Genomic DNA, 22,573 nt, shown 5'->3' with positions numbered 1-22,573 from the left:
AGACGCAACCGCGTCCGCGCCCAGCAGCAGCTCGCCGACACCGGTACCACCTGCGCGCGGCCCAGCCGCACGACCGCGCCTCCCGCGTCGGCGACCAACCGCCCCAGGGTCGCGCGAGTGATCCCAAGGCCCGCCAGAAGATCGCCCGCCGGCACCGAATTAATTTACGAAAAAAGAAAACCCCGCCGAGGCGGGGTTTTCCAGTTCACGACACAACCGCTGGAATCAATCGATATCCAGGAAGCTGCGCAGCTGTTCCGAGCGGCTCGGGTGACGCAGCTTGCGCAGCGCCTTTGCTTCGATCTGGCGGATGCGCTCGCGGGTCACGTCGAACTGCTTGCCGACCTCTTCCAGCGTGTGGTCGGTGTTCATGTCAATGCCGAAGCGCATGCGCAGCACCTTGGCTTCCCTCGGGGTGAGGCCGGCCAGCACGTCACGCACGGTTTCAGACAGATTGATGTTGGTGGTGTTCTCGATCGGGGACTCCACATTGGTGTCCTCGATGAAGTCGCCCAGATGGGAATCCTCGTCGTCGCCGATCGGGGTTTCCATCGAGATCGGCTCCTTGGCGATCTTCATCACCTTGCGGATCTTGTCTTCCGGCATGTCCATTTCCTTGGCCAGCTCCTCCGGCGTGGCCTCGCGGCCGTACTGCTGGAGCATCTGGCGGGAAATGCGGTTCAACTTGTTGATCGTCTCGATCATGTGCACCGGAATACGGATGGTGCGCGCCTGGTCAGCGATCGAGCGGGTGATGGCCTGGCGGATCCACCAGGTCGCATACGTGGAGAACTTGTAGCCGCGGCGGTACTCGAACTTGTCCACGGCCTTCATCAGGCCGATGTTGCCTTCCTGGATCAGGTCGAGGAACTGCAGGCCGCGGTTGGTGTACTTCTTGGCGATCGAGATCACCAGGCGCAGGTTGGCCTCGACCATCTCCTTCTTGGCCTTGCGCGCCTTGGCTTCACCGTAGGCCATGGCACGGCTGATTTCCTTCAGCTCTTCCAGGTCCAGCTGGGTCAGCTTCTCGATGTCGATCGTGGCCTGCTGTTCGGCAATGATCTGGTCCTTCACCTCACGCAGCGCCGACGACCACTTCTGCTTGCGCTTCAGTGCGTCTTCCACCCACTCCAGGTTGGTCTGGTTGCCTTCCCAGGAGCGGATGAAATCCTTGCGCGGCATGCGCGCGGTGACGGTGGCCAGGTTCAGCACGCGGCGCTCATGGCTCTTGATCTCGGCCATGGTGTCGCGCAGCTGCTTGGTCAGCACGTCGGTCAGCGGCAGCGGCAGCTTCAGGGTGACGAACACGGCCGACATCTCTTCGCGCAGGCGCGGCAGATTCTTCTTGTCGCCCTTGCCGGCGGCCTTCTTGAAGGCATTGAAGGCATCGCTCAGGGCCTGCATGCGCGCGGCGACTTCCTCCGGGTCCGGACCGGTCGGTGCGGCTTCCTCATCGGCGCCGTCGACATCATCGTCCTCGTCCTCGTCGGCTTCGGCGTCGGCATCGTCGCTGTCATCGGCGGCGGCCGCCGGCGGAGCCGGCTCTTCGTCGGTCAGGTCGTTGAAGCCGACGATCACTTCGGCCAGGCGCTTCTTGCCTTCCTTGTGGGCTTCGTAATCGGACAGCAGCGATTCGACCGACACCGGGAACTGGCCCAGTGCGGCCTGTACCTGGCCCAGGCCTTCTTCGATGCGCTTGGCGATGGCGATTTCGCCTTCGCGGGTCAGCAGCTCGACAGTACCCATTTCGCGCATGTACATGCGCACCGGGTCGGTGGTACGGCCACCTTCGGTGTCGAGCGCGCTCAGCGCGGCAGCGGCTTCTTCGGCCGCGGTGTCGTCGACTTCGCGGTTGCCGGTGTTGCCGTCGTTGAGGAGGAGAGTCTCCACATCCGGCGCAACTTCATGGACATCAATGCCCATGCCGTTGATCATGCCGATGATGTCTTCGATCTGTTCCGGGTCGACCATGTCGTCCGGCAGATGGTCATTGACTTCGGCGTAGGTCAGGTAGCCCTGTTCCAGGCCCTTGCTGATCAGTTGCTTGATTTCGGATTGGGCAGGACGTTCGTTGGCCATGTAGTGCTCGCGCCACCGGCTGGGTAGGAAATAGGGAACGTAGCATTATACCAGCCCGGGGCCCCGCCTGCCGGGCGGTGGTCCCGGCGGCTTCAGGGCCTGAGAAGGAAGGTCACGGGACCATCATTGACCAGGCTGACGATCATATGGGCGCCAAAGCGGCCCGTTTCCACCCCTGGCGCGTGATTTTCACGGCAGATGTCGACAAATCGATTGAACCCGCGTTCAGCCTCGGCCGGCGGCGCCGCAGTGGTGAAGCTGGGGCGCATGCCCGACCGGGTGTCGGCCGCCAGGGTGAACTGGCTGACCAGCAGCAGGCCGCCGCCGGTATCGCGCAGCGAGCGGTTCATCTTCCCGGCTTCATCGGCAAACACCCGGTAGCCCAGCAGGCGCTCGGCCATGCGCTGCAGCTGCGGCTCGGTGTCGCCCGGCTCCATCCCCACCAGGGCCAGCAGGCCAGGGCCGATCTGGCCGACGGCCTCGCCATCGACGTGGACGGCGGCCTGGCTGACGCGTTGGATCAGGACGAGCATCTGTGGGTTTCCGGTCAGGGGGCCGGCCACGATAGCAGCGCCCTTGGCTAAACTTGCGTGGATGAACCCGCAACGCAAAGCCCGGCTGGCCTATCGCGCCACCACCCTGTTCACGCGCCTGCCCTGGCCGCTGCTGCGCGGCGTCGCGCAGGCCCTGGCCTGGGCCTGGATCCGTCTCAACGCCCGTGAGAGTCGCGTCACCCGCCGCAACCTGGAGCTGGCCTACCCGGATCTGGACCCCGTTGCGCGCGAGCGCCTGCATCGCGATCTGCTGCGCTCCACCGCCCTGCAGGCCATCGAGACCCTGCGCCTGTGGAGCCGCCCGCCGGCCGAGAACCTGCGCCTGCACCTGAAGCAGCGTCACGGTGAAGCGCTGTATGACTCGGCGCTGGCCAGCGGCAGGGGCGTGATCGTGGCCGCGCCGCACTTCGGCAACTGGGAGCTGCTGAACCAGTGGCTGGCCTCGCGCGGACAGATCGCCATCGTCTACAAGCCGCCGGAGGATGAAGCCAGCGACGCGTTCCTGCAGCTGGTGCGGGGTGGACAGAACGTGCAGCAGGTGCGCGCCGAGGGCCCGGCGGTGCGCCAGTTGTTCAAGGTACTCAAGGACGGTGGCGCCACCGGCATCCTGCCGGACCAGCAGCCGAAGGCCGGTGACGGCGTGTTCGTTCCGTTCTTCGGTGTGCCGGCGCTGACCATGACCCTGGTCAACCGCCTGGCCGAACGCACCGGCGCCATCGTCCTGTATGGCTGGTGCGAGCGCATTGGGCCGGACATGGAATTCGCCCTGCACGTCGAGCCGGCCGACCCCGCAGTGGCCGACCCGGACCCGCAGACTGCGGCCACCGCCCTCAACGCCGGGATCGAACGCATCGCCCGCCGCGATCCGGCGCAGTACCAGTGGACCTACAAGCGCTATACGCTGCGGCCACCGGGCAGCGGCGAGGATGACCCCTACGCGACCGAGGAACACCCGCACTGAGTCCCACCGTGCCGCCCTGCGACCGGCGGCCGCAGCACGTTGAATACGACGCCGGCGCCCCCATAGAGACTGCGATGTCCGCCTCCCCCGGTCCTGCCATGCCTGCTGCCTCCTCCCTGTTCGGCGACCCGGCCGCGATCCGCTGCGAGCGCGCGGTCGCGGAACTGCGCGCCGGTCGCCCGGTCCTGCTTCACGACGGCCAGGGCCAACGCCTGGCCGTGATCGCGCTGGACAGCGCCACCGCCAGCAGCTTTGCCGCCTTTGCCAGCGCAGCGCGCGAGCGTCATTACCTGTTCCTGACGGCGACCCGCGCCCGCGTGCTGGGGGTGGAGGCACCTGACGGTGTGCGCCTGCCGCTGGCCGGTATCGCCTTCGACGCCCTGCCGACGCTGGGCTACCTGCGCGAGCCCGGGCCGATGCCGGCTCACTGGACCGCAGGCGATGCCTTCGATGCCGGCGCGGTTGAACTGGCCCGCCTGGGCCTGCTGCTGCCGGCCATGGTCGCGGTGCGCCTGGATGTGGATGATGCGACCTTCGACGGCGCCGCCGACGTCGCCCTGTGCGACCTGGCCGAAGGTGCGGCGCACGCCGCCCACGACTATGAGCTGGTCGCCCGTTCGCCGGTACCGCTGCGCGATGTCGGCATGACCACCTTCGCAGTGTTCCGCGGCGGCGTTGCACAACGCGACCAGGTGGCGATCATCGTCGGCGACCCGGACCTGTCTGCCGTGGTGCCGGTACGCGTGCACTCCTCGTGCCTGACCGGCGACCTGTTCGGTTCGCTCAAGTGCGACTGCGGGGACCAGCTGCGACGCGGTCTGCGCAAACTGAAGGAACTGGGCGGCGGCGTGCTGCTGTATCTGGACCAGGAAGGCCGGGGAACGGGCATCGCTGCAAAGATGCGCGCCTATGGCTACCAGCACGACGGGCTGGACACGATCGACGCCGATGCACAACTGGGCTTCGGCGCCGATGAGCGACGCTATGGCAGCGCCGTGGCGATGCTGCGCGGCCTGGGCATCAGCCGCGTGGCCCTGCTCAGCAACAATCCGACCAAGGCACAGCGCCTGCGCAATGCCGGCATCGAAGTGCTGGACTGCATCCCGGTCACTGGCGAGATCACGGCCGAGAACGAACACTACCTGCGCACCAAGGCCGACCGTGCCGGCCATCTGCTCGATGTCGATGCACTGATCCAGGCGGCGCAGTAGCGCGCCCGACCTGCTACCGTCTGCGCGGTGCGGCTGCGGCCGCCCCGCCTGCCCTGCCGCCCGACGGAGCCCGTGTGACCGACCAGCCTCTTCCTGCTGTGCCCATCAACGACTGGCAGCCGCTGCCGGCCCGCGCCGCACGCCTGGCTGCGCTGGAAGGCGCATTCGGTGGACTGTTCGTGCCAGGCGCACCGCTGGCGGCCGCGTGGTGGTTCTTCGATCTGCCTGCCGGGCTGTGGGGTGCAGCGTCGGGCCTGCTGGTCGGCGCCCTGTTCGGCGCGTGGCTGGGCCATCGCCGCCTGACCCGCACACGCTGGCGCCTGGACGCACAGGGCCTGGGCCTGCGCAGGGACCTGATGTGGCAGACCGAAACGCAGGTACCGGTCTCGCGCGTGCAGCACCTGGATCTGCGCCGTGGTCCGCTGGAGCGGCGTGCCGGCCTGGCGACGCTGATCGTGCACACCGCAGGCACCCGCCTCAGTGCCGTGACTGTCAGCGGCCTGGATGATGCCGACGCCGAACGCCTGCGCGACACCCTGGCCCACCAGCTCGATCAGGACGCCGACGCCCTGTGAGCCAGCCACCGCCCCTGCCGCCCCCGCTGCCACGCGGCGGCGACGAACAGCGCCTGCACCCCTGGTCATGGCTGTTCGTGCTGCTGATGCAGCTGCGGCACTACTTCCTGCCGCTGGTCGCGCTGCTGGTGTTCGGCCAGCGCGGCGACCGCGACCCGCTGTGGGCGCAGCTGATGCCGCTGCTGGCCATCGCCGCGCTGGTGGTGGTCTCGGTGCTGCAGTACCTGAGCTACCGCTACCGCATCGGCAGTGATGCGATCACCGTGCGCAGCGGGCTGCTTGCGCGCAACCGCCGGGAAATTCCCTTCGCCCGCATCCACAACGTGGAAGTGCGGCAGAACCCGTTGCACCGGCTGTTCGGCGTGGCCGAGCTGCGCCTGGAGTCGGCCGGCGGCGTGCGCCCGGAGGCAGAGATGCGGGTGCTGCGGTTGGACCAGGCACTGGCACTGGAGCAGTTGGTGAAGCAGCGCGGAAAGGCGCCTGGCAACGCACCGGCTGCCACCGCCGACCCGACCGATGAAGTGCTGCTGCGCATGTCCACTGCCGAAGTGATCCGGCTTGGCCTGTTGTCCAACCGCGGCTGGGTGCTGTTCGCCGCCGCCATCGGTGCGCTGCTGCAGGTGATCCCGCGCCGTTCGCTGGACGGCGTGATCTCCAGCGGAGGACGCGAGGCGTTCGGCTACGCCAGCCAGCTGCACGAGGGCCTTGCCGGCCTGCTGATCCTGGCCGCGCTGGTGCTGGTCGCAGGCTGGCTGCTGATGCGCCTGCTGTCGGTGGTGCTGGCCCTGCTGCGCTATGCCGGCTTCACCCTGACCGAGCAGGAACACCGGCTGACGGTCGCGGCAGGCCTGCTCAGCCGCACGCGCAGCAGCGTGGCGCGCCGGCGCATCCAGGCCTGGACCCTGCGTGAAGGCACCCTGCAACGCTGGTTCGGGCGGCGCCAGCTGCAGATTGACAGCGCTGCCGGCGGCCCCACCCGCGAGGAAGATCGGGCGCTGCGCGAACTCGCGCCGCTGGCACCGGCCGCCGACTGCGATCATCTGGTGCAGCGCCTGCTGCCTCAGCTGCAGTGGCCGCCCGCGCACTGGCAGCCGGTGCCGCAGCGCGGCTGGTGGCGGTTATGCCTGGGCAGCGTACTGCTGGTGCCGTTGCTGGCCGCCGCGATGTACTGGCGCTGGGGAACACCCGGCCTGCTGGTGCTGGGCTGGCTGCCGGTCGCGCTGTGGGTCGCCCATCGGCAGATGGCGCGCATGGGCTGGCATCTGGATGATCGCTACGTCGCGGTGCGCGGCGGATGGTGGAGGCGCTGGTGGCGCTGGGCGGAACTGGACAAGCTGCAGGGCCTGCGCCTGCAGCGCTCACCGCTGGACAGGCTGCTGGGCACGGCCAGCCTGCAGTTGGACACCGCAGGCGCGCATGGTGATGTGGCCCTGGCGCTGCATTACCTGCCGCACGCACAGGCACGGGCACTGATGGCGCAGCTGGCCGCCGCGCTGCCGCGCCGCAAGCTGCGCTGGTGATCCGTTGCCGCCCTTCCACGCCTGGCGTGGATCTACTATAGAGCCGAGCCCATGCTCGGCTTGCCACAGCCGAGCGTGGGCTCGGCTCTACATCCCCCGATCACCGCTGTGATGGCCCCCAGTAGCCCAGATCCCTGCGGATCTGCAGGTCACGCATCCAGCTGCCGAAGGGTTTGCGGCGCAGCGGGCCCATCTCGCCGGACAGGAAATCCTCGGTTGCGGCAATCACCCGCTCACTGGAGCGGCCGTCACGGTACGGATGGATCGCGTCGGCATAGCGCACGATCTCCGCCTGCAGGGCGGCATCCGGGTGCAGCGCGCGCTGCAGCATGACGGGCAACTGCGCCGGCACGTCGAAATCGATCATGTGCGGTTTCGGGACGCGGTTGCGGAAGGTCACCACCGGCTTGTGCTGGACGATGAACTCCGAAACGATCGAAGACGTATCGGACACCAGCACATCAGCGGCGCGCTGTGCGGCCATGACCTGCTCCGGTTCGATGAAGCGGGCATTGGCGCCGGCCAGCGCACGGTAACGCTCGAACAGCTCCGGCGGGCACTTCGGGTGCAGGGTCAGCAGCCAGTAGCGTTCCCCGGCCGCGATGTCGGCGGCGATCTGCGCATGCAGGTGCGGGGCGGCGCTGAGCCGCTCGGTGAAGGTCGAGCCGAACAGGATCACCGGACGACCGCCCGCCGCTGCGCGCAGCGCGGCGCTTTCGCCACCATCGTCGCGGAACAGCGGGTCCAGCTTCGGCCAGCCGGTCTCGGCCACCGCGAAGTGACCCTGCAGGGCGGCGATGTCGCGGAACGGCGCGGTGGTGGCCGGGCCCTGGGTGCAGTACAGGTCGAACATCCCGCGTACCCGGAAATGGCCACGTGCGCTGTCGCGCTTCTCCACGTTGAAGCCATGGAACAGCTGCACCTTGGCACCGGACAGGAACGTCGGCACCCAGTTGGCCGCGCTGTACACCGCGCGCGGGCGCATCGCCAGGGCCTGCTTCAGGCCGATCACGGGCACGCCCGGCAACTGGCTGCCGGCGGCGCCACCTTCGAACCAGGCAGCCACCTCCTGCCCGGACGCGTGCAAGGCCTGCGCCAACGGGGCGAGAATAGGCAGCGCATAGCGCTCCGTCGCAAACAACAGGTACCCGGCCATCATGTCCTCCACGACCGCTCCCATCGAACGGCCTCGCATCTCGGCGTGCATTATCGCGTTCAACGAGGCCGGCCGCATCGGCGACTGCCTGGCCTCGCTGGCCTTCTGCGACGAGATCATCGTGGTGGACTCGTATTCCAGCGACGCCACCGTGGCCATCGCCGAGGCCGCCGGTGCCCGCGTGCTGCAGCGGCCGTTCGATGGCTTCCGCAGCCAGAAGGCGTTCTGCGTCGAGCAGGCAGCATATGACTGGGTGGTGTGCCTGGATGCCGACGAGCGCATCAGCCCGGAACTGCGCGCCTCCATCGAACAGGCCCGCGAGGGGGGATTCAGCGGCCACGCGGGCTACCGCTTCGCCCGCCTTTCAGAGTATTTCGGCCGCTTCCTGCGCCACGGCAACGCCTATCCGGACCGAGTGATGCGCCTGTTCGACCGCCGCCGCGGCGGCTGGCGCGGCACCCGTGAGATCCACGAGGCCGCCAGCGTCGATGGCAGCGTCGGCACCCTGCGCGGCGACCTCATCCACTACCCCTACCGCTCGCTGCAGCAGCAACTGGCCAAGACCGAGAAGTACGCGCGGATGATGGCCGAGCACGAGTTCGCACGCGGCAAGCGCGCCACCCTGGGCAAGCTGGTGCTGGCACCGGCCTGGCGCTTCTGGCGGGGATTCATTTTCCGCGGCGGTTTCCGCGATGGTTGGCACGGCCTGGTCTATGCCTACGTGCGTGCCAACTACGTGCGGCAGAAGACCATCATGCTGTGGATGCTCGGCAACGGTCAGGCGGTGGCCGACCCGCCGCAGCCCTGATCCGCCGGGCATGGCCCGGCGCTACCCCTGCACCGCCATGCCCGGCGCACGCAGGTGCACGGGAGCGGTCGCGCCGGCCATGCCCGGCGGATGCAGGTGCGCGGGAGCGGTAGCGCCGGGCCATGCCCGGCGGCGGGGTGTCAACCCGCGTTGGCCCCGCGGTGGCGGGCACCTTCCAGGATCGACAACCCGGCCAGCAGGCCGACGATGGTGACGTAGAAGCTGGCCGTCATCTGGTGCGCGAACATCGACTGGGTCAGCCCGCACAGCACGTACGTGGTCACGATCATGATCCCGGCCGCGGCAGGCCCGCGGAACGTACTGCGCCCGCTGCGCCGATGCAGGCGCACGAACACCCACAGCGGAACGCCATACACCGCCAGCAGCAGCAGCAGGCCGGGCATGCCCTGGGTGGCGGCCCATTCGGCCACGTCGTTATGGGCATGGCCAAGGTGGCAGCGCTGTTCGTCCGGGTTCTCGCGGCAGACCGGCACACGCTGCATCGCGTCATCGAAGTGGCCGATTCCGACACCGACCAGCGGGTGGTCCAGGAAGGTATCCCAGGCAACCTGCAGACGCTCCACGCGGGCACCGGCGGAAGAGTCGCTGTCGCCCTGCTCCATGCGCTGCATGTCGCTGTGCAGCTCGCTCAGCCGCACCTGGTGACGCAGCTCGGGCACCGACAGCAGCAGGGTGGCGCCAATCGCCAGCATGCCTGCCAGCACCGACAGGCGGGCGGTGCCGGTCCGCCAGCGCAGGCTCAGCGCCAGCACCACCAGCAGAGCCAGCAACGCCGCGAACACGCCACGGCTGCCGGTCAACACGATGGTTCCACAGCCGGCCGCCATGCCGACGATCACCAGCGACCAGCGTCGCGAAGGTCGGCAGAACACCAGCAGCACCATCAGCACCATCACGATGTCGGCCAGCACGATGGCATTGGTGAACAGCTCCGCACGCGGAGCCCCCTGCAGTACCTGCCACAGCGACATCGCGAAGGTGACCAGCAGCCCGGCCAGCGCGCCACGCCAGAGCCAGCGCAGGTCCGGGCGCAACGCGCAGACCCACAGGGCGATCCAGGGGATCACCACGAAGCGCGAGCGGTTGTCGACATCGCGCAGCCCCTGCTCGAACAGCAGCACCGACAGCAGGCCCAGTGCCAGCACCGCGAGCATCAGCCAGGTCAGCACCTTCACCGGCTGCCCGCCCATGTGCCGGGCGCGCCACAGCAGTTCCGGCGCCAGCAGCGTGCTGGCCAGCAGCAACAGGCCATACGGAAGCAGGTTGATCGGCACGGTAAGCACCAGCGCCGGAAGGCAGAACAGACCGATCTGCGCCAGCCAGTGCGCCGTGCGCTGCCGACCGCCGACGGGGGCACCCGGCAGGTCGCCGGCCGCGGGGTTCAGGTTGTCCGGTGGAGCTGGCACGTCGGAAGTTTCGCTGCGGGTGTGCGGGAAGAACGGGGGCGGCCACAACGGCCACTCCCAGTGTGCTGTTTTACTGCCTTTGTCGCCTGTTGGGCAGTCTGGACAAGCGTGGACACAGGTCGTTATCCGCGTTCCTGCAAACGCCGTTCACGTTCGCGCTCGCGATCGCTGGCCTGGCAGGGCGCGACCACCGCCTCCGCCGGCACCAGCCACCAGCGGCGACGATTGGCCACGCCCGCCGGTTCGGCCCGGTCGCGGTCCACGCACGGCAACAGGGCGTCCTCCTGCACCAGCAACCAGCGCCGCGCCGGCACCAGCCGCTGCCAGCGCGTCGCCGCCTGCAGCTGTTCATCCCAGGCGGTGTTGAAGCCGAACGTGGCCGCCGGTCGATCGGCCATCAGCAGGTTCTGTTCCTTCCAGGCCACCAGGCCCAACTCGGCCTGCGGGCCGATGCGCTCCCCCACATGGCGCATCAGGCCCCGCGCCGAACCCGAATCGTTCAACAGCGGGTAGCCCACCAGGCTGTACAGCACCCACACCGTGGCCAGGGTCGACACCATGGCCAGATGACGCCGGCCACGGCCAGACAGCAACAGGCTGGCCACACCGCAGGCGCCCATCGCCAGCGCCGCCCAGGCCAACGCATCCATCACGCCCGGTGCCAGACCACGTTCGTGCTCCAGCCTCGACTCAAATCCCGGCTCGCCCAGCAATGCCAGTGCGCCTGCCAGCAGCGTGCCGAGCGCCAGGGCCAGCGTGAACAGCCCCAGCAGTGCCTGCACGTCGCGACGGCGCAGAAGGCCGGGCAGCAGCGGCGCCAGGGCCAGGCAGAACATCGGCAGCGCAGGGAGAATGTACACATCGCGCTTGCCCTCGGGAATCGAGAAGAACAGCACGATCAGCAACCACCACCCCAGCAGAAGCAGGTAGCGCGCGTCGCGTCGCTGCAGCCGGCGGCGCCAGGCCGGAATCGCCCACGGCAGTGCCAGGAACGCGGGAATCCACATCGACGGCATGATCGCCAGGAAGTACCACCACGGCTGGTGATGGTCCCAGGACTGGGCATAACGCCCTGCGGTCTGCTGGAACAGGATGTCGTCCATGTAGGCGCGGTACTCGTCCAGCCCGGTCGCCAGCGCCGCCAGCACCATCGGCAGCAGCCACAGCGCCACGGCCAGCAGGAACGCCAGCGGCGCCAGCCAGAAGCGCAGGTCGCGCGCATGCAGGCGCACACCGTTCCACCGCAGCGCCGAGCCGATCACGGCCGGAACGAGCATCAGCAGGGCGATCACACCCACGCCCTTGGTGATGACGCCGATCCCGGCGAAGAACCAGCCCAGCCACCACCAGCGCCATGCCGGGCCCAGCAGCAGGTGGCGCAGCAGCCCGTAGTTGGCCAGGGTGATGAACAGCACCACCAGCGGATCGATCTGTGCCTTCTTCGCCTGGAAGGTGAACTGCAGTGCGAACAGCAGTGCCCAGCCTGCGTACAGGCCGACGCGTCGCGTCCACAGCCGACCGCCGAGATCGACCACGCACCACAACGTGCCCAGCGCGGCGATCAGCGAGGGCAGCAGGAACGCCAGCCGCCAATCGCCGATCAGGTGATAGAGCGTGGCCTGCCACCACATCAGCATCGGCGGCTTGTCCGAGTACAGCTCCAGGCCGCGATGCGGGAACAACCAGTGACCGCTGTCCACCATCTGCTTGGCGACGAGCGCGAAGCGCGGCTCATCCGACGGCCAGGGATCGCGCAGGCCGAGTCCAGCCCCCAGCACCAGCAGGGCCATCACCACGAACAACCACGTCTCTCGCGACGCGCGGGTTTTCAGCATGAGGACTTGAACGGCAGCGGATTCACACCGCTTTTAGCAGACGCGCGTAGAAGAATCCGTCAGCATCGCTGTCACCGGGCAGTCGTTGGCGTGCAATGCCTTCGCAATCCAGCCCGAACGCCTCGTCCAACGGCTGCGCCACCGCATCCGGGTGCCACTTCAGGAACGCGCGGATCTGCTCGATGTTCTCCGCACGCAGGATCGAGCACGTGGCATACAGCAGGACGCCACCGGGGCGCAGCATCGACCAGCATGCCTCCAGCAGCCGGGCCTGAACGCCGACCAGCGCATCGATGTCCTCGGCGCGGCGGTGGAACATCACATCCGGCTGGCGGCGGATCACGCCCGTGGCCGAACAGGGCGCATCGAGCAGGATCGCATCGAACGGCGTGCCATCCCACCACGCGCCAGGATCGCTGGCGTCTGCCGCCAGGGTCTGTGCGCCCTCACCGACACCCGTGCGCGCGTACGTGTCACGGGCACGCGCCAGGCGACGGGCGTCGATGTCCAGCGCCAGCAGGCGCAGGCTGGGATCACGCTCCAGCAGGTGCGCCGACTTGCCGCCCGGTGCGGCGCAGGCATCCAGTACCCGCGCCCCGGCGGCCGGCGCCAGCGCATCGGCCGCGCACTGCGCCGACAGATCCTGCACCGAGAGCGCGCCCTCGGCGAAGCCGGGCAGCTGGTTGACAGCGACCGGCGTCGCCAGCCGCAACGCGTCCGCACTGAGCGGACTCGGCTCGGCGACGATACCGGCCTCGGCCAGCACGGCCAGGACTTTCTCGCGGCCACCGTGCTGGCGGTTGGCGCGCAGCCACAGCGGCGCAGGCTGCAGGCTGGCGCTGAAGATCGCCTCGGCCTGCGCCGGCCAGTCGCGCTCGATGGCCTCGGCCAGCCAGGCCGGAAATGCATCGCGGGCCGGCTGCTCCGGGAATCCCTCACGCTGGGCGCGGCGCAGGATGGCATTGACCAGGCCCGCCTGGCGCTCACGGCCCAGCGCACGCGCTGCGTCGACGGTGGCCGACAGGGCCGCGTGCGCCGGCAGTTCCAGCACGTCCAGCTGGGCGAAGCCGACCATCAGCAGCGTGCGCAGGTCTGCATCGCGCGCCGAGAGCGGCTTCTGCATCCACGCCTGCAATGCCGCGTCATAGGTACTGCGACGGCGCAGCACGGCAAAACACAGCGCTTCCAGCAACGCCCGATCACGGCTGTCGGCCAGCTTCGGCAGGGCCCACGCCAGTTCCGCCTTCAGCGAACGGCCACGGGTGAACACCTGGGCCAGCACGCGTGCGGCCAGCATGCGGGTGGCTGCACCCGGCGCCGCCCTGGCGATGGAGAAGTCATTCTGCTTCGTCACCGCTTACGCTCCCACGCGCAGGTCGCGACGGGCGTTGAGGTAATCGGCGGCAGTGATCGCCTTGCCGCCTTCGCGCTGCAGCACGCGCAGGCGCAGCGCGCCCTGGCCGCAGGCAATGTCGATGCCTTCGCGGCCGGCAGCAAGGACCGTTCCCGGTGCCTGGCCGTGCTCCATCGCCTGCGCCACGGCGCCATGGATGCGCACGCGCTCGCCGGCCAGCGTTGCTTCGGCGACAGGCCACGGGTTGAACGCGCGTACGGTCCGCGCCAGCACCGCTGCATCCTGCGCCCAGTCCAGCTTCGCCTCGGCCTTGTCCAGCTTGTGTGCGTAGGTCACGCCCTGCTCCGGCTGCGGCCGCGCGATCGGCTTGATGCCGGCGCGCAGCAGTCCCAGGCCATCGGACAACACCTGCGCACCCAGCTCGGCCAGCTTGTCGTGCAGCTGGCCGCCGGTATCGGTGGCCGCGATCGGCAGCGCCTGGTGCAGCAGCACCGGGCCGGTATCCAGTCCGGCTTCCATCTGCATCAGGCACACGCCCGTGGTCTCGTCACCTGCCTGGATCGCGCGCTGGATCGGCGCCGCACCGCGCCAGCGCGGCAGCAGCGAAGCGTGCACGTTCCAGCACCCGTAGGTCGGGATGGCCAGCACGGCCTTGGGCAGGATCAGGCCGTAAGCCACCACCACCATCAGGTCCGGCTTCAGGTCACGCAGCTGCTGCTGGGCCGCTTCGTCCTTCAGCGATTCGGGCTGGTACACCGGAATGCCGCGGGCCACCGCCTCGAGCTTCACCGGCGAGGGGGCCAGGCCGCGACCACGGCCTGACGGACGGTCAGGCTGGGTGTAGACGGCCACGACCTCGTGGTGGCGCGCCGCTGCGCGCAGCGATGACACCGCGAATTCCGGCGTACCGGCAAAGACAATCCTCATGGCTACCCCACTTGCAGGATGGATTCGTGCAGGAAAGAAAACGGCGCCGTCGGCCGGCGCCGTACAGCCCGCGCGCTGCGCGCGGGCACGGGCCACCCCTGCGGGCGGCCCGGAGCGGCGATCACGCCACGTGCTTGCGCTGCTTGGCCAGCTTCTTGCGGACCATCTCGCGCTTGAGCGGCGACAGGTAATCGATGAACAGCTTGCCGTCCAGGTGATCCATCTCGTGCTGGATGCAGGTGGCCAGCACTTCACCGGCTTCCATCTGCTGTTCCTGGCCATTGCGGTCAAGGAACTTCACGGTGATGGTGTCGGCACGGGTCACGTCGGCGAAGATGCCCGGCACCGACAGGCACCCTTCCTGGTACACCCGGCCCCCGTCCTTGGCGACGATCTCCGGGTTGATGAACACCAGCGGCTGGTTCTTCTCTTCGCTGACATCGATGACCATGAAGCGCTTGTGCACGTCCACCTGGGTAGCGGCCAAGCCGATGCCCGGCGCGTCGTACATGGTCTGGAACATGTTGTCGACCAGTTCCTGGAAGGCCGGCGTGGTCACTTCGGCGGCGTCGATCAACGCGGCCTTGGTACGCAGGCGCGGATCGGGGAACTCAAGAATCGGGAGGAGGGCCATGGCAGTTTCCGGATAGGGGGCCGGCACGCCGGCATACGTCGCAGATTCTAGCTGCAACGCTTGCCTTGCGCCCCGGTTTCTGGACTATAGTGCGCGGACCTGTTGGGGAATCAGGGCTTCACACCTATGTTGCTTCGTTTTCGTACGGTCGTCGCCGCGGCGATGCTGACCGTGGCTGCCTATGCTACCGCCGTGGAAGTGAATGGCGGGCACCCGGATACCTATGTGGTCCGAAAAGGGGACACGCTGTGGGATATCGCCGCGCGTTTCCTGCAGAAGCCCTGGCTGTGGCCGGAGATCTGGCAGGCCAACCCGCAGATCGCCAATCCGCACCTGATCTATCCGGGTGACGTGCTGAGCCTGGCCTACCTGGACCGTGTGACGGCCCAGCCCGGGCCCCGCCAGGAGGCCCCGATCGATGCCATTCCGCTGGCCCAGGTCGAGCCGTTCCTGAAGCAGCTGAGCGTGGTCGACCGCATCGACCACCTGCCCTACGTGGCGGGCCTGGAAGAAGACCGCCTGCGCGCCAGCAGTGGCGAAGCCGTGTACGTGCGCCTGGCCGATGCCCAGGTCGGGCAGCGCTGGGCCGTGGTCCGCCCGACCGTGCGCTATGGCGTGCCCAAGCCCACCGAGGACCTGACCGCCAATGGCGAGGTCACCCCCGGCAGCGGCAACCTGTGGCGGGCCTACAACGCGCCGACGCGACGTGCGCACCAGATGCTGGGCTACGAGCTGATGCAGGTCGGCACGGGCACCATCACCCAGGTTGCCGGCGGCAAGGTCGAGGCGTCCACCCTGGTGCTGGACAAGAACAGCGGCGGGCGTGAAGTCCGCGCCGGCGACCGGCTGGTGCCGGTCGAGGCAAGGCCCTACGACCTGCAGTTCGTCCCGCATGCGCCGGCGGCGGGCGTCGAGGGCGTGGACGTGCGCGTGCTCGCGGTGACCGACATGTTCAGCGTTGGCGGGCCACGCGATGTGATCGCCATTTCGGCGGGCCGCGCGCAGGGCGTGGACAACGGCACCGTGTTCTCGCTGTGGCGGCCGGGCCGCCACGTCGCGCACCGGATGAAGTACCCGGGGTCCTCGCGCATGGATGATTCGCTCAGTACCGGCGCCGGCCGGGTCTCGCTGCCCGACGAGTACGCCGCGCATGCGATGGTGTTCCGCACCTTCGACAACGTCAGCTATGCGCTGGTGATGCAGGGCGTGAAGCCTGTACGAGTGGGCTACAGCGCGCTGCATCCGGACACGAAGTAGGGTTGCCGGGAACATCCCTGACAGCCGCACGCGAAGGCGCCCTAGGGCGCCTTTGTTGTCTGCGGTCGATAGTGGGGGGATGACCAAGCAGGCAGATGAGGCGCTGGTGCGCCTGGTGATGGCGGGAGGCGCGCTGGCGCCGCGGCGGGCACTGCTGCAGGGCGCGGGCAGCGCCGAAGCGGCCCTTGCGCTGGGCGTGGCCGGCTGGCGCGCCCATGGCTGCACCCCGGAGCAGTGCGCGGCACTGGAACGCCCCGATGCGCAGCGGTCGAAAGCCGCCCTGCACTGGCTGCAGGACGACCACCATCACCTGCTGGCCGTTACCGACCCGGCCTTCCCGCCCCTGCTGCCGGAGGTCCCCAACCCGCCGCTGGCGCTGTTCGTGGCCGGCGACCCCGGCCTGGCCTGGCGCCCGGCGGTGGCGGTGGTTGGCAGCCGCTCACCCACACCGGCCGGTCGGGCACTGGCGGCGCGTTTTGCCGGCAGCTTCGCCGAAGCCGGACTGGCGGTCGCCAGTGGGCTGGCGGCCGGTATCGATGCGGCCGCCCACCTTGCGGTGCTGGACGCCGGCGGCAGTACCGTTGCCGTCATCGGAACGGGCCCCGACCGTGCCTATCCGGACCACCATGCGCCACTGCAGGCCCGGATCGGCGCCGAGGGTGCCGTGCTCAGCGAGTACCTGCCCGGTACGGCTGCCCGTCCCGGCCACTTTCCGGCGCGCAACCGGCTGGTGGCCGGGCTGGCCCTGGCCACCGTGGTGATCGAGGCGGCGCACCGGTCCGGCGCCCTGATCACGGCGCGCCTGGCCGCCGAGGCCGGTCGCGAGGTATGCGCCGTGCCCGGCTCGGTGCTCAATCCGCGGGCGGCCGGCTGCCACCGCCTGATCCGCGAGGGAGCTGCCCTGGTGGAACGGCCCGAGGACGTGCTGGAGCTGCTGGCCCCGGCCCTGCGCCAGCAGCTGCCGGCCTTGCAATCGCGGCTGGCCACCCCCACTGAACAGGCAGTGCCAGCCGACCTGCCGGCGCGCTGGGTCGGCGACCCTGACTACCAGCGCTTGTGGCAGGCCCTGGACCTTGACCCAATCAGTATGGATTCACTGATCACGCGCTGTGGATTGACGGCGCCGCAGGTGTCCTCCATGCTGCTGGCCATGGAACTTGCGGGAATCGTGGTCTGCGTACACGGCCGCTACTGTCGAACTCCCTAGTTTCTTCACCTCCACAGCGTCGCGCGACGCAGGCCGAGGGGCAATGAAAGAGAGCATCCTGGATGTACTGCTGTACCTGTTTGAACACTATTTCAGCGAAGATGCGGACCTGATCCGTGACCGCGATTCGCTCCAGAACGGCCTGATCCAGGCCGGATTCAGCCCTACCGAGATCAACAAGGCATTCGACTGGCTCGATGCCCTGGCGGCACAGCGTCCGAGTGTGGCCCAGGCGCGGGTCGATGGCCCGGTGCGCATCTATCACGGGCCCGAGCTGGACAAGCTGGACGTGGAATGCCGCGGTTTCCTGCTGTACCTGGAGCAGCACGGCATCCTCGATGCCGACCAGCGCGAGCTGGTGCTGGACCGGGCGATGGCGTTGGACCAGGACGAACTGGACCTGGACGATCTGAAATGGGTCGTGCTGATGGTGCTGTTCAACCAGCCCGGCGCCGAGGCGGCTTACGCCTGGATGGAAACGCAGATGTTCATGGACGAGCCAGAACCCCTGCACTGACCGTACACTTGGGGCATAGCGCATTCAGGAGCGTGCCCCGTGAGCGAGTGGTTCCATGCAGAAGGCAACCGGCAGCAAGGCCCGCTGCCGGCAGAACAGCTGGTCGAGCTGTTCCGCAACAATCAGATCAGCCTGGACACCCTGGTGTGGCGCGATGGCCTGCCGCAATGGCAGCCATTGCGCAGCGTGGTGGATGAGCTCGGCCTGATCGTGCCGGCCGTCGATGCCGCCCGCGATGACCCCGGGCTGCAGCCCCCTGCCCCGCAGCCTCCGGTACTGCCGGCGGCAACCCCCTATGCCCACAGTGCGCCCGCGGCCGCGTTGCCGCCACCGAAGAAGGGCCTGTCCGGCTGCGCCCTGACCGCCATCATCGGCGGGGCACTGCTGCTGGTGGTGGTACCCATCGTGGCGATCCTGGCGGCCATCGCGCTGCCTGCCTACAACGACTACACCCTGCGCTCCAAGGTCGCCACGTCGCTGACCGCACTGCAACCACTGAAGGACCAGGTGCAGCATTTCGCCGACGAGGAAGGACGCTGCCCGGGTGCCAACGATGCCGGTTTCCCGGCGCCGGGGGACTTCTCCGCCGCAGGCCTGTCAGCGGTCCACATCGGCCGCTTCAACAACGGTCATTGCGGTATCGAAGCCACGCTGGCCGCGCCCGGCAAGACCATCGATGGCGATCTGCTGTGGCTGGAATACGACCGCGACAGCGGCCGCTGGGAATGCAGCGGCGAAAGCAACGACAAGTATCTGCCGCAGCAGTGCCGCGGCTGAGCCATCGGCACTACACCCCAAGCAAGGACGACCCAGGAGGGACACACAATGACTGAGTGGTATTTCGCCGAAGGACAGCAACGCCAGGGACCGCTGCCGGTCGAGGACATCCGCCAGCGCTTCCAGCGCGGCCAGCTGACACTGGATACGCTGGTCTGGCGTGAGGGCATGGCGCAATGGGCCGCGCTGCGGCAGGTGGTCGACGAGCTCGGCCTGCAGACCCTGGCCAGCGCCACCACGGCCGCTGACAGTGGCGGCTTCGACCTGCGCAGCGACTACCAGGCCATCGACAACGGCACGGCGCCGCTGCCCGGCACCGGCGCGCTCAGCAGTTCGCCCTACAGCGCGCCGGGCACCGCAGCCATGGCCGGCCACGCACAGCCGGTGATGGGCGGCGAAGTGGTGTACGCAGGCTTCTGGAAGCGCGTGGCTGCCTATGTGATCGACTACTTCGTGCTGCTCATCCCCGGCACGATCATCGGCGTCATTTCCGCCCTGGCACTGGGTGCGGGCGTGGGGGCCGCCGGCAGCGGCGAGTCGGCCATCGAGATCATGGGCCAGCTGGTCAGCGGCCTGCTCAACCTGGTGATCTCCATGGTGTACTACACCTGGTTCCACGCCTCGCGCGGCGGTGCCACCCTGGGCAAGATGGCCGTCGGCATCAAGGTCGTGCGCAGCAACGGTGACCGGCTGACCGTGGGACGTGCCTTCGGACGCTACTGGGCCGCCGTGCTGAGCGGCCTGATCCTGTGCATCGGCTACCTGATGGCCGCGTTCACCGAGCGCAAGCAGGGCCTGCACGACATGATGTGCGACACCCTGGTGGTGGACCGCTGGGCCTTCACCGACCAGCCGCAGCTGCAACGCCGCGAGCTGGGCGTGGTCACCATCGCCGTCCTGGTCATCACCGCCCTGCTGGCCCTGGCCGGCCTGGTCCTGATGGTGGCGGCCATCGGATTCATCGCCAAGATGGCCTCCTGACCGGCCATCCTCACGCCTGGGCGCTTGACATGGAGCGTCCGGGCGTGATTCCTCTAATAAGGAAACCTGAACGCCCGGCACCCAACCGGGCGTTCAGTTTATGGATTTGCCCGTGGCCGCTTCACTAATGCGGCCGTTTGCTCCACCCTAGCGGCCCCTCCCCTGCGGCTCGCCCCACAGACACTGCTGCCATGCCCAAGCACCTGCTCATCGTCGAATCGCCGGCCAAGGCCAAGACGATCAACAAATACCTCGGCAAGGACTACACCGTCCTGGCCTCGTATGGGCACGTGCGCGATCTGATCCCGAAGGAAGGCGCGGTCGATCCGGACAACGGGTTCGCCATGCACTACGACGTGATCGACAAGAACGAAAAGCACGTCGATGCGATCGCCAAGGCGGCCAAGGGCGCCGATGACATCCTGCTGGCGACCGACCCGGACCGCGAAGGCGAGGCGATCAGCTGGCACATCGCCGAGATCCTGAAGGAGCGCGGGCTGGTCAAGGACAAGCCGATGCAGCGCGTGGTCTTCACCGAGATCACCCCGCGCGCCATCAAGGAAGCGATCAACCAGCCGCGGGCCATCGCCAGCGATCTGGTGGACGCCCAGCAGGCACGCCGTGCGCTGGACTACCTGGTCGGCTTCAACCTGTCGCCGGTGCTGTGGCGCAAGGTACAGCGCGGCCTGTCCGCCGGCCGCGTGCAGAGCCCGGCACTGCGCATGATCGTCGAGCGCGAGGAAGAGATCGAAGCCTTCATCGCGCGCGAATACTGGTCCATCGCTGCCGAATGCGCGCACCCGTCGCAGCACTTCAATGCCAAGCTGGTGAAGCTGGACGGACAGAAGTTCGAACAGTTCACCATCACCGACGGCGATACCGCCGAGGCCGCCCGCCTGCGCATCCAGCAGGCGGCGCAGGGCTCGCTGCACGTCACCGACGTGGCCAGCAAGGAGCGCAAGCGCCGCCCGGCGCCGCCGTTCACCACCTCCACCCTGCAGCAGGAAGCCTCGCGCAAGCTCGGCTTCACCACCCGCAAGACCATGCAGGTGGCGCAGAAGCTGTACGAAGGCGTGGCGATCGGCGATGAAGGCACGGTCGGCCTGATCTCCTACATGCGTACCGACTCGGTCAACCTGTCTCAGGATGCGCTGGCGGAAATCCGCGACGTGATCGCCCGCGATTACGGCATCGGTTCGCTGCCGGACCAGCCCAACACCTACCAGACCAAGTCCAAGAACGCCCAGGAAGCGCACGAAGCGGTGCGACCGACCTCGGCGCTGCGCACGCCGGCGCAGGTGTCGCGGTTCCTGACCGACGACGAGCGCAGGCTGTACGAACTGATCTGGAAGCGCGCGGTAGCGTGCCAGATGATTCCGGCCACGCTCAACACCGTCAGCGTCGACCTGTCGGCCGGCAGCGAACACGTCTTCCGTGCCAGTGGCACCACCGTGGTCGTGCCCGGCTTCCTGGCCGTGTACGAGGAAGGCAAGGACAGCAAGAGCGCCGAAGACGAGGACGAAGGCCGCAAGCTGCCGGCGATGAAGCCCGGCGACCGCGTGCCGCTGGAACGCATCCTGGCCGAGCAGCACTTCACCCAGCCGCCGCCCCGCTTCACCGAGGCGGCACTGGTCAAGGCGCTGGAAGAGTACGGGATCGGTCGTCCCTCGACCTACGCCTCGATCATCCAGACCCTGCTGTTCCGCAAGTACGTGGAGATGGAAGGTCGCAGCTTCCGTCCGTCCGACGTCGGTCGTGCAGTGTCCAAGTTCCTGTCCAGCCACTTCACCCAGTACGTGGACTACGACTTCACCGCCAGGCTTGAAGACGAGCTGGACGCCGTCTCGCGCGGCGAGGAAGAGTGGATCCCGCTGATGTCACGCTTCTGGGAGCCGTTCAAGGAGCTGGTCGAGGACAAGAAGGAATCGGTCGATCGTGCCGAAGCCAGTGGTGCGCGCGAGCTTGGCACCGACCCGAAGACCGGCAAGCCGGTCAGCGTGCGCCTGGGTCGCTTCGGGCCGTACGCCGCCATCGGCAGCACCGCCGAGGATGCCGAGGAGAAGCCGAAGTTCGCTTCGCTGCGCCCGGGCCAGTCGATGCACACCATCACCCTGGAAGACGCGCTGGAGCTGTTCCTGATGCCGCGCGCGCTGGGTGAGGACAAGGGCGAACCGGTCAGCGTCGGCATCGGCCGCTTCGGCCCGTTCGCCAAGCGTGGCAGCACCTATGCCTCGCTGAAGAAGGAAGACGACCCGTACACCATCGACCTGGCCCGCGCCGTCTTCCTGATCGAAGAGAAGGAAGAAATCGCGCGCAACCGGATCATCAAGGAATTCGAAGGCAGCGACATCCAGGTGCTGAATGGCCGCTTCGGCCCGTACATCAGCGACGGCAGGATGAACGGCAAGATTCCCAAGGACCGCGAGCCCGCCTCGCTGACGCTGGCCGAAGTGCAGCAGCTGATGGAAGAAACCGGCAAGCCGGTGCGCAAGGGCTTCGGCGCGAAAAAAGCCGCTGCCAAGAAGGCACCGGCCAAGAAGGCGGCGGTGAAGAAGGAAGCCGCACCGAAGAAGGCAGTGGCCAAGAAGGCACCGGCCAAGAAGGCGGCCGCGAAAAAGGCGCCGGCAAAGAAGGCCGCCGCCAAGAAGGCCCCGGCGAAGAAAGCGGCAAAGAAGGTCGTCAAGAAGGCCTGATGTGGGACAGCGCCCGGCCACGGGTCGGGCGCGGACGGTGCCCGGTCCGTCGCCGCCTCGATGGCGCCGGTCCACCCCATCTGCACGCGGTGGGAGGATA

19 protein-coding genes are annotated in these 22,573 nt (G+C 68.3%); 11 read left to right on the top strand and 8 right to left on the bottom strand.

All coding sequences use genetic code 11. The annotated features are described in order from the left end of the window. Positions 1 to 225: 225 nt before the first annotated feature. Both rpoD and dtd read right to left on the bottom strand, forming a co-directional pair. On the bottom strand, positions 226 to 2,079 hold the full coding sequence (gene rpoD, locus N5J29_RS00465) for an RNA polymerase sigma factor RpoD (protein ID WP_053517130.1): 1,854 nt from the start codon (positions 2,077 to 2,079) through the stop codon (positions 226 to 228). A 92-nt stretch (positions 2,080 to 2,171) separates the two neighbouring features. Next, entirely contained in the window at positions 2,172 to 2,612 is a 441-nt protein-coding gene (gene dtd / locus N5J29_RS00460; protein ID WP_053517128.1) for a D-aminoacyl-tRNA deacylase, read from the bottom strand. A gap of 61 nt (positions 2,613 to 2,673) precedes the next feature. Here dtd and N5J29_RS00455 point away from each other — a divergent pair, with 61 nt between their 5' ends. The 4 genes from N5J29_RS00455 to N5J29_RS00440 all read left to right on the top strand — a co-directional run bounded on the left by N5J29_RS00455 (position 2,674) and on the right by N5J29_RS00440 (position 6,900). Then, positions 2,674 to 3,594 carry a lauroyl acyltransferase gene (locus tag N5J29_RS00455; RefSeq protein WP_164151320.1) on the top strand — a complete coding sequence of 307 codons (921 nt, stop codon included), beginning with the start codon at positions 2,674 to 2,676 and terminating at the stop codon, positions 3,592 to 3,594. Between the two features lie 74 nt (positions 3,595 to 3,668). Then, positions 3,669 to 4,805, top strand: a complete 1,137-nt coding sequence (ribA, locus tag N5J29_RS00450; protein ID WP_065174455.1) for a GTP cyclohydrolase II RibA — start codon at positions 3,669 to 3,671, stop codon at positions 4,803 to 4,805. A gap of 74 nt (positions 4,806 to 4,879) precedes the next feature. After that, positions 4,880 to 5,380 carry a PH domain-containing protein gene (locus N5J29_RS00445; protein ID WP_053517123.1) on the top strand — a complete coding sequence of 167 codons (501 nt, stop codon included), beginning with the start codon at positions 4,880 to 4,882 and terminating at the stop codon, positions 5,378 to 5,380. Further along, entirely contained in the window at positions 5,377 to 6,900 is a 1,524-nt protein-coding gene (locus N5J29_RS00440; protein ID WP_164151322.1) for a PH domain-containing protein, read from the top strand. Before N5J29_RS00445 ends, N5J29_RS00440 begins: the two co-directional genes overlap by 4 nt. Positions 6,901 to 7,000: 100 nt before the next feature. On the opposite strand, the gene N5J29_RS00435 is transcribed toward N5J29_RS00440, so the two are convergent. After that, positions 7,001 to 8,059 carry a CDP-glycerol glycerophosphotransferase family protein gene (locus tag N5J29_RS00435; RefSeq protein WP_164151324.1) on the bottom strand — a complete coding sequence of 353 codons (1,059 nt, stop codon included), beginning with the start codon at positions 8,057 to 8,059 and terminating at the stop codon, positions 7,001 to 7,003. Here N5J29_RS00435 and N5J29_RS00430 point away from each other — a divergent pair. Further along, entirely contained in the window at positions 8,058 to 8,864 is an 807-nt protein-coding gene (locus N5J29_RS00430; protein WP_164151326.1) for a glycosyltransferase family 2 protein, read from the top strand. The genes N5J29_RS00435 and N5J29_RS00430 overlap by 2 nt on opposite strands. Before the next feature lie 140 nt (positions 8,865 to 9,004). On the opposite strand, the gene N5J29_RS00425 is transcribed toward N5J29_RS00430, so the two are convergent. The 5 genes from N5J29_RS00425 to def all read right to left on the bottom strand — a co-directional run bounded on the left by N5J29_RS00425 (position 9,005) and on the right by def (position 15,041). Further along, a complete protein-coding gene (locus N5J29_RS00425) occupies positions 9,005 to 10,249 on the bottom strand; it encodes an O-antigen ligase (RefSeq protein ID WP_229765804.1) in 1,245 nt (414 codons plus the stop codon). Positions 10,250 to 10,413: 164 nt separating this feature from the next. Then, positions 10,414 to 12,126, bottom strand: a complete 1,713-nt coding sequence (locus N5J29_RS00420) for a glycosyltransferase family 39 protein (protein ID WP_164151328.1) — start codon at positions 12,124 to 12,126, stop codon at positions 10,414 to 10,416. Between the two features lie 22 nt (positions 12,127 to 12,148). Next, complete coding sequence (gene rsmB / locus N5J29_RS00415) at positions 12,149 to 13,480, bottom strand: 16S rRNA (cytosine(967)-C(5))-methyltransferase RsmB (RefSeq protein WP_164151330.1); 1,332 nt, start codon at positions 13,478 to 13,480, stop codon at positions 12,149 to 12,151. Between the two features lie 3 nt (positions 13,481 to 13,483). Then, positions 13,484 to 14,407, bottom strand: coding sequence for a methionyl-tRNA formyltransferase (gene fmt, locus N5J29_RS00410; RefSeq protein ID WP_053517116.1), 924 nt, complete (start codon positions 14,405 to 14,407; stop codon positions 13,484 to 13,486). A gap of 121 nt (positions 14,408 to 14,528) precedes the next feature. Beyond that, positions 14,529 to 15,041, bottom strand: a complete 513-nt coding sequence (gene def / locus N5J29_RS00405; protein WP_053517114.1) for a peptide deformylase — start codon at positions 15,039 to 15,041, stop codon at positions 14,529 to 14,531. Between the two features lie 126 nt (positions 15,042 to 15,167). Between def and N5J29_RS00400 the strand changes: the two genes are divergently transcribed. From N5J29_RS00400 to N5J29_RS00375, 6 genes are all read left to right on the top strand, one after another. Beyond that, on the top strand, positions 15,168 to 16,298 hold the full coding sequence (locus N5J29_RS00400) for a LysM peptidoglycan-binding domain-containing protein (RefSeq protein WP_164151332.1): 1,131 nt from the start codon (positions 15,168 to 15,170) through the stop codon (positions 16,296 to 16,298). A gap of 79 nt (positions 16,299 to 16,377) precedes the next feature. Next, positions 16,378 to 17,505 carry a DNA-processing protein DprA gene (dprA, locus tag N5J29_RS00395; RefSeq protein ID WP_164151334.1) on the top strand — a complete coding sequence of 376 codons (1,128 nt, stop codon included), beginning with the start codon at positions 16,378 to 16,380 and terminating at the stop codon, positions 17,503 to 17,505. Between the two features lie 43 nt (positions 17,506 to 17,548). Continuing rightward, a complete protein-coding gene (locus tag N5J29_RS00390) occupies positions 17,549 to 18,022 on the top strand; it encodes a DUF494 family protein (protein WP_053517108.1) in 474 nt (157 codons plus the stop codon). Positions 18,023 to 18,061: 39 nt separating this feature from the next. Then, entirely contained in the window at positions 18,062 to 18,799 is a 738-nt protein-coding gene (locus N5J29_RS00385) for a pilin (RefSeq protein WP_053517106.1), read from the top strand. Between the two features lie 48 nt (positions 18,800 to 18,847). After that, positions 18,848 to 19,780 (top strand): RDD family protein, encoded by a 933-nt coding sequence (locus N5J29_RS00380; protein ID WP_164151336.1) that lies wholly within the window; start codon positions 18,848 to 18,850, stop codon positions 19,778 to 19,780. Positions 19,781 to 19,971: 191 nt separating this feature from the next. Beyond that, positions 19,972 to 22,473, top strand: coding sequence for a DNA topoisomerase I (locus tag N5J29_RS00375; protein WP_065181587.1), 2,502 nt, complete (start codon positions 19,972 to 19,974; stop codon positions 22,471 to 22,473). Positions 22,474 to 22,573: the final 100 nt, after the last annotated feature.

The sequence above is a fragment of the Stenotrophomonas sp. GD03680 genome (genome assembly GCF_029844625.1).
Lineage (GTDB): Bacteria > Pseudomonadota > Gammaproteobacteria > Xanthomonadales > Xanthomonadaceae > Stenotrophomonas > Stenotrophomonas maltophilia_P.
This window is presented reverse-complemented; position numbering and strand designations above follow the sequence as displayed.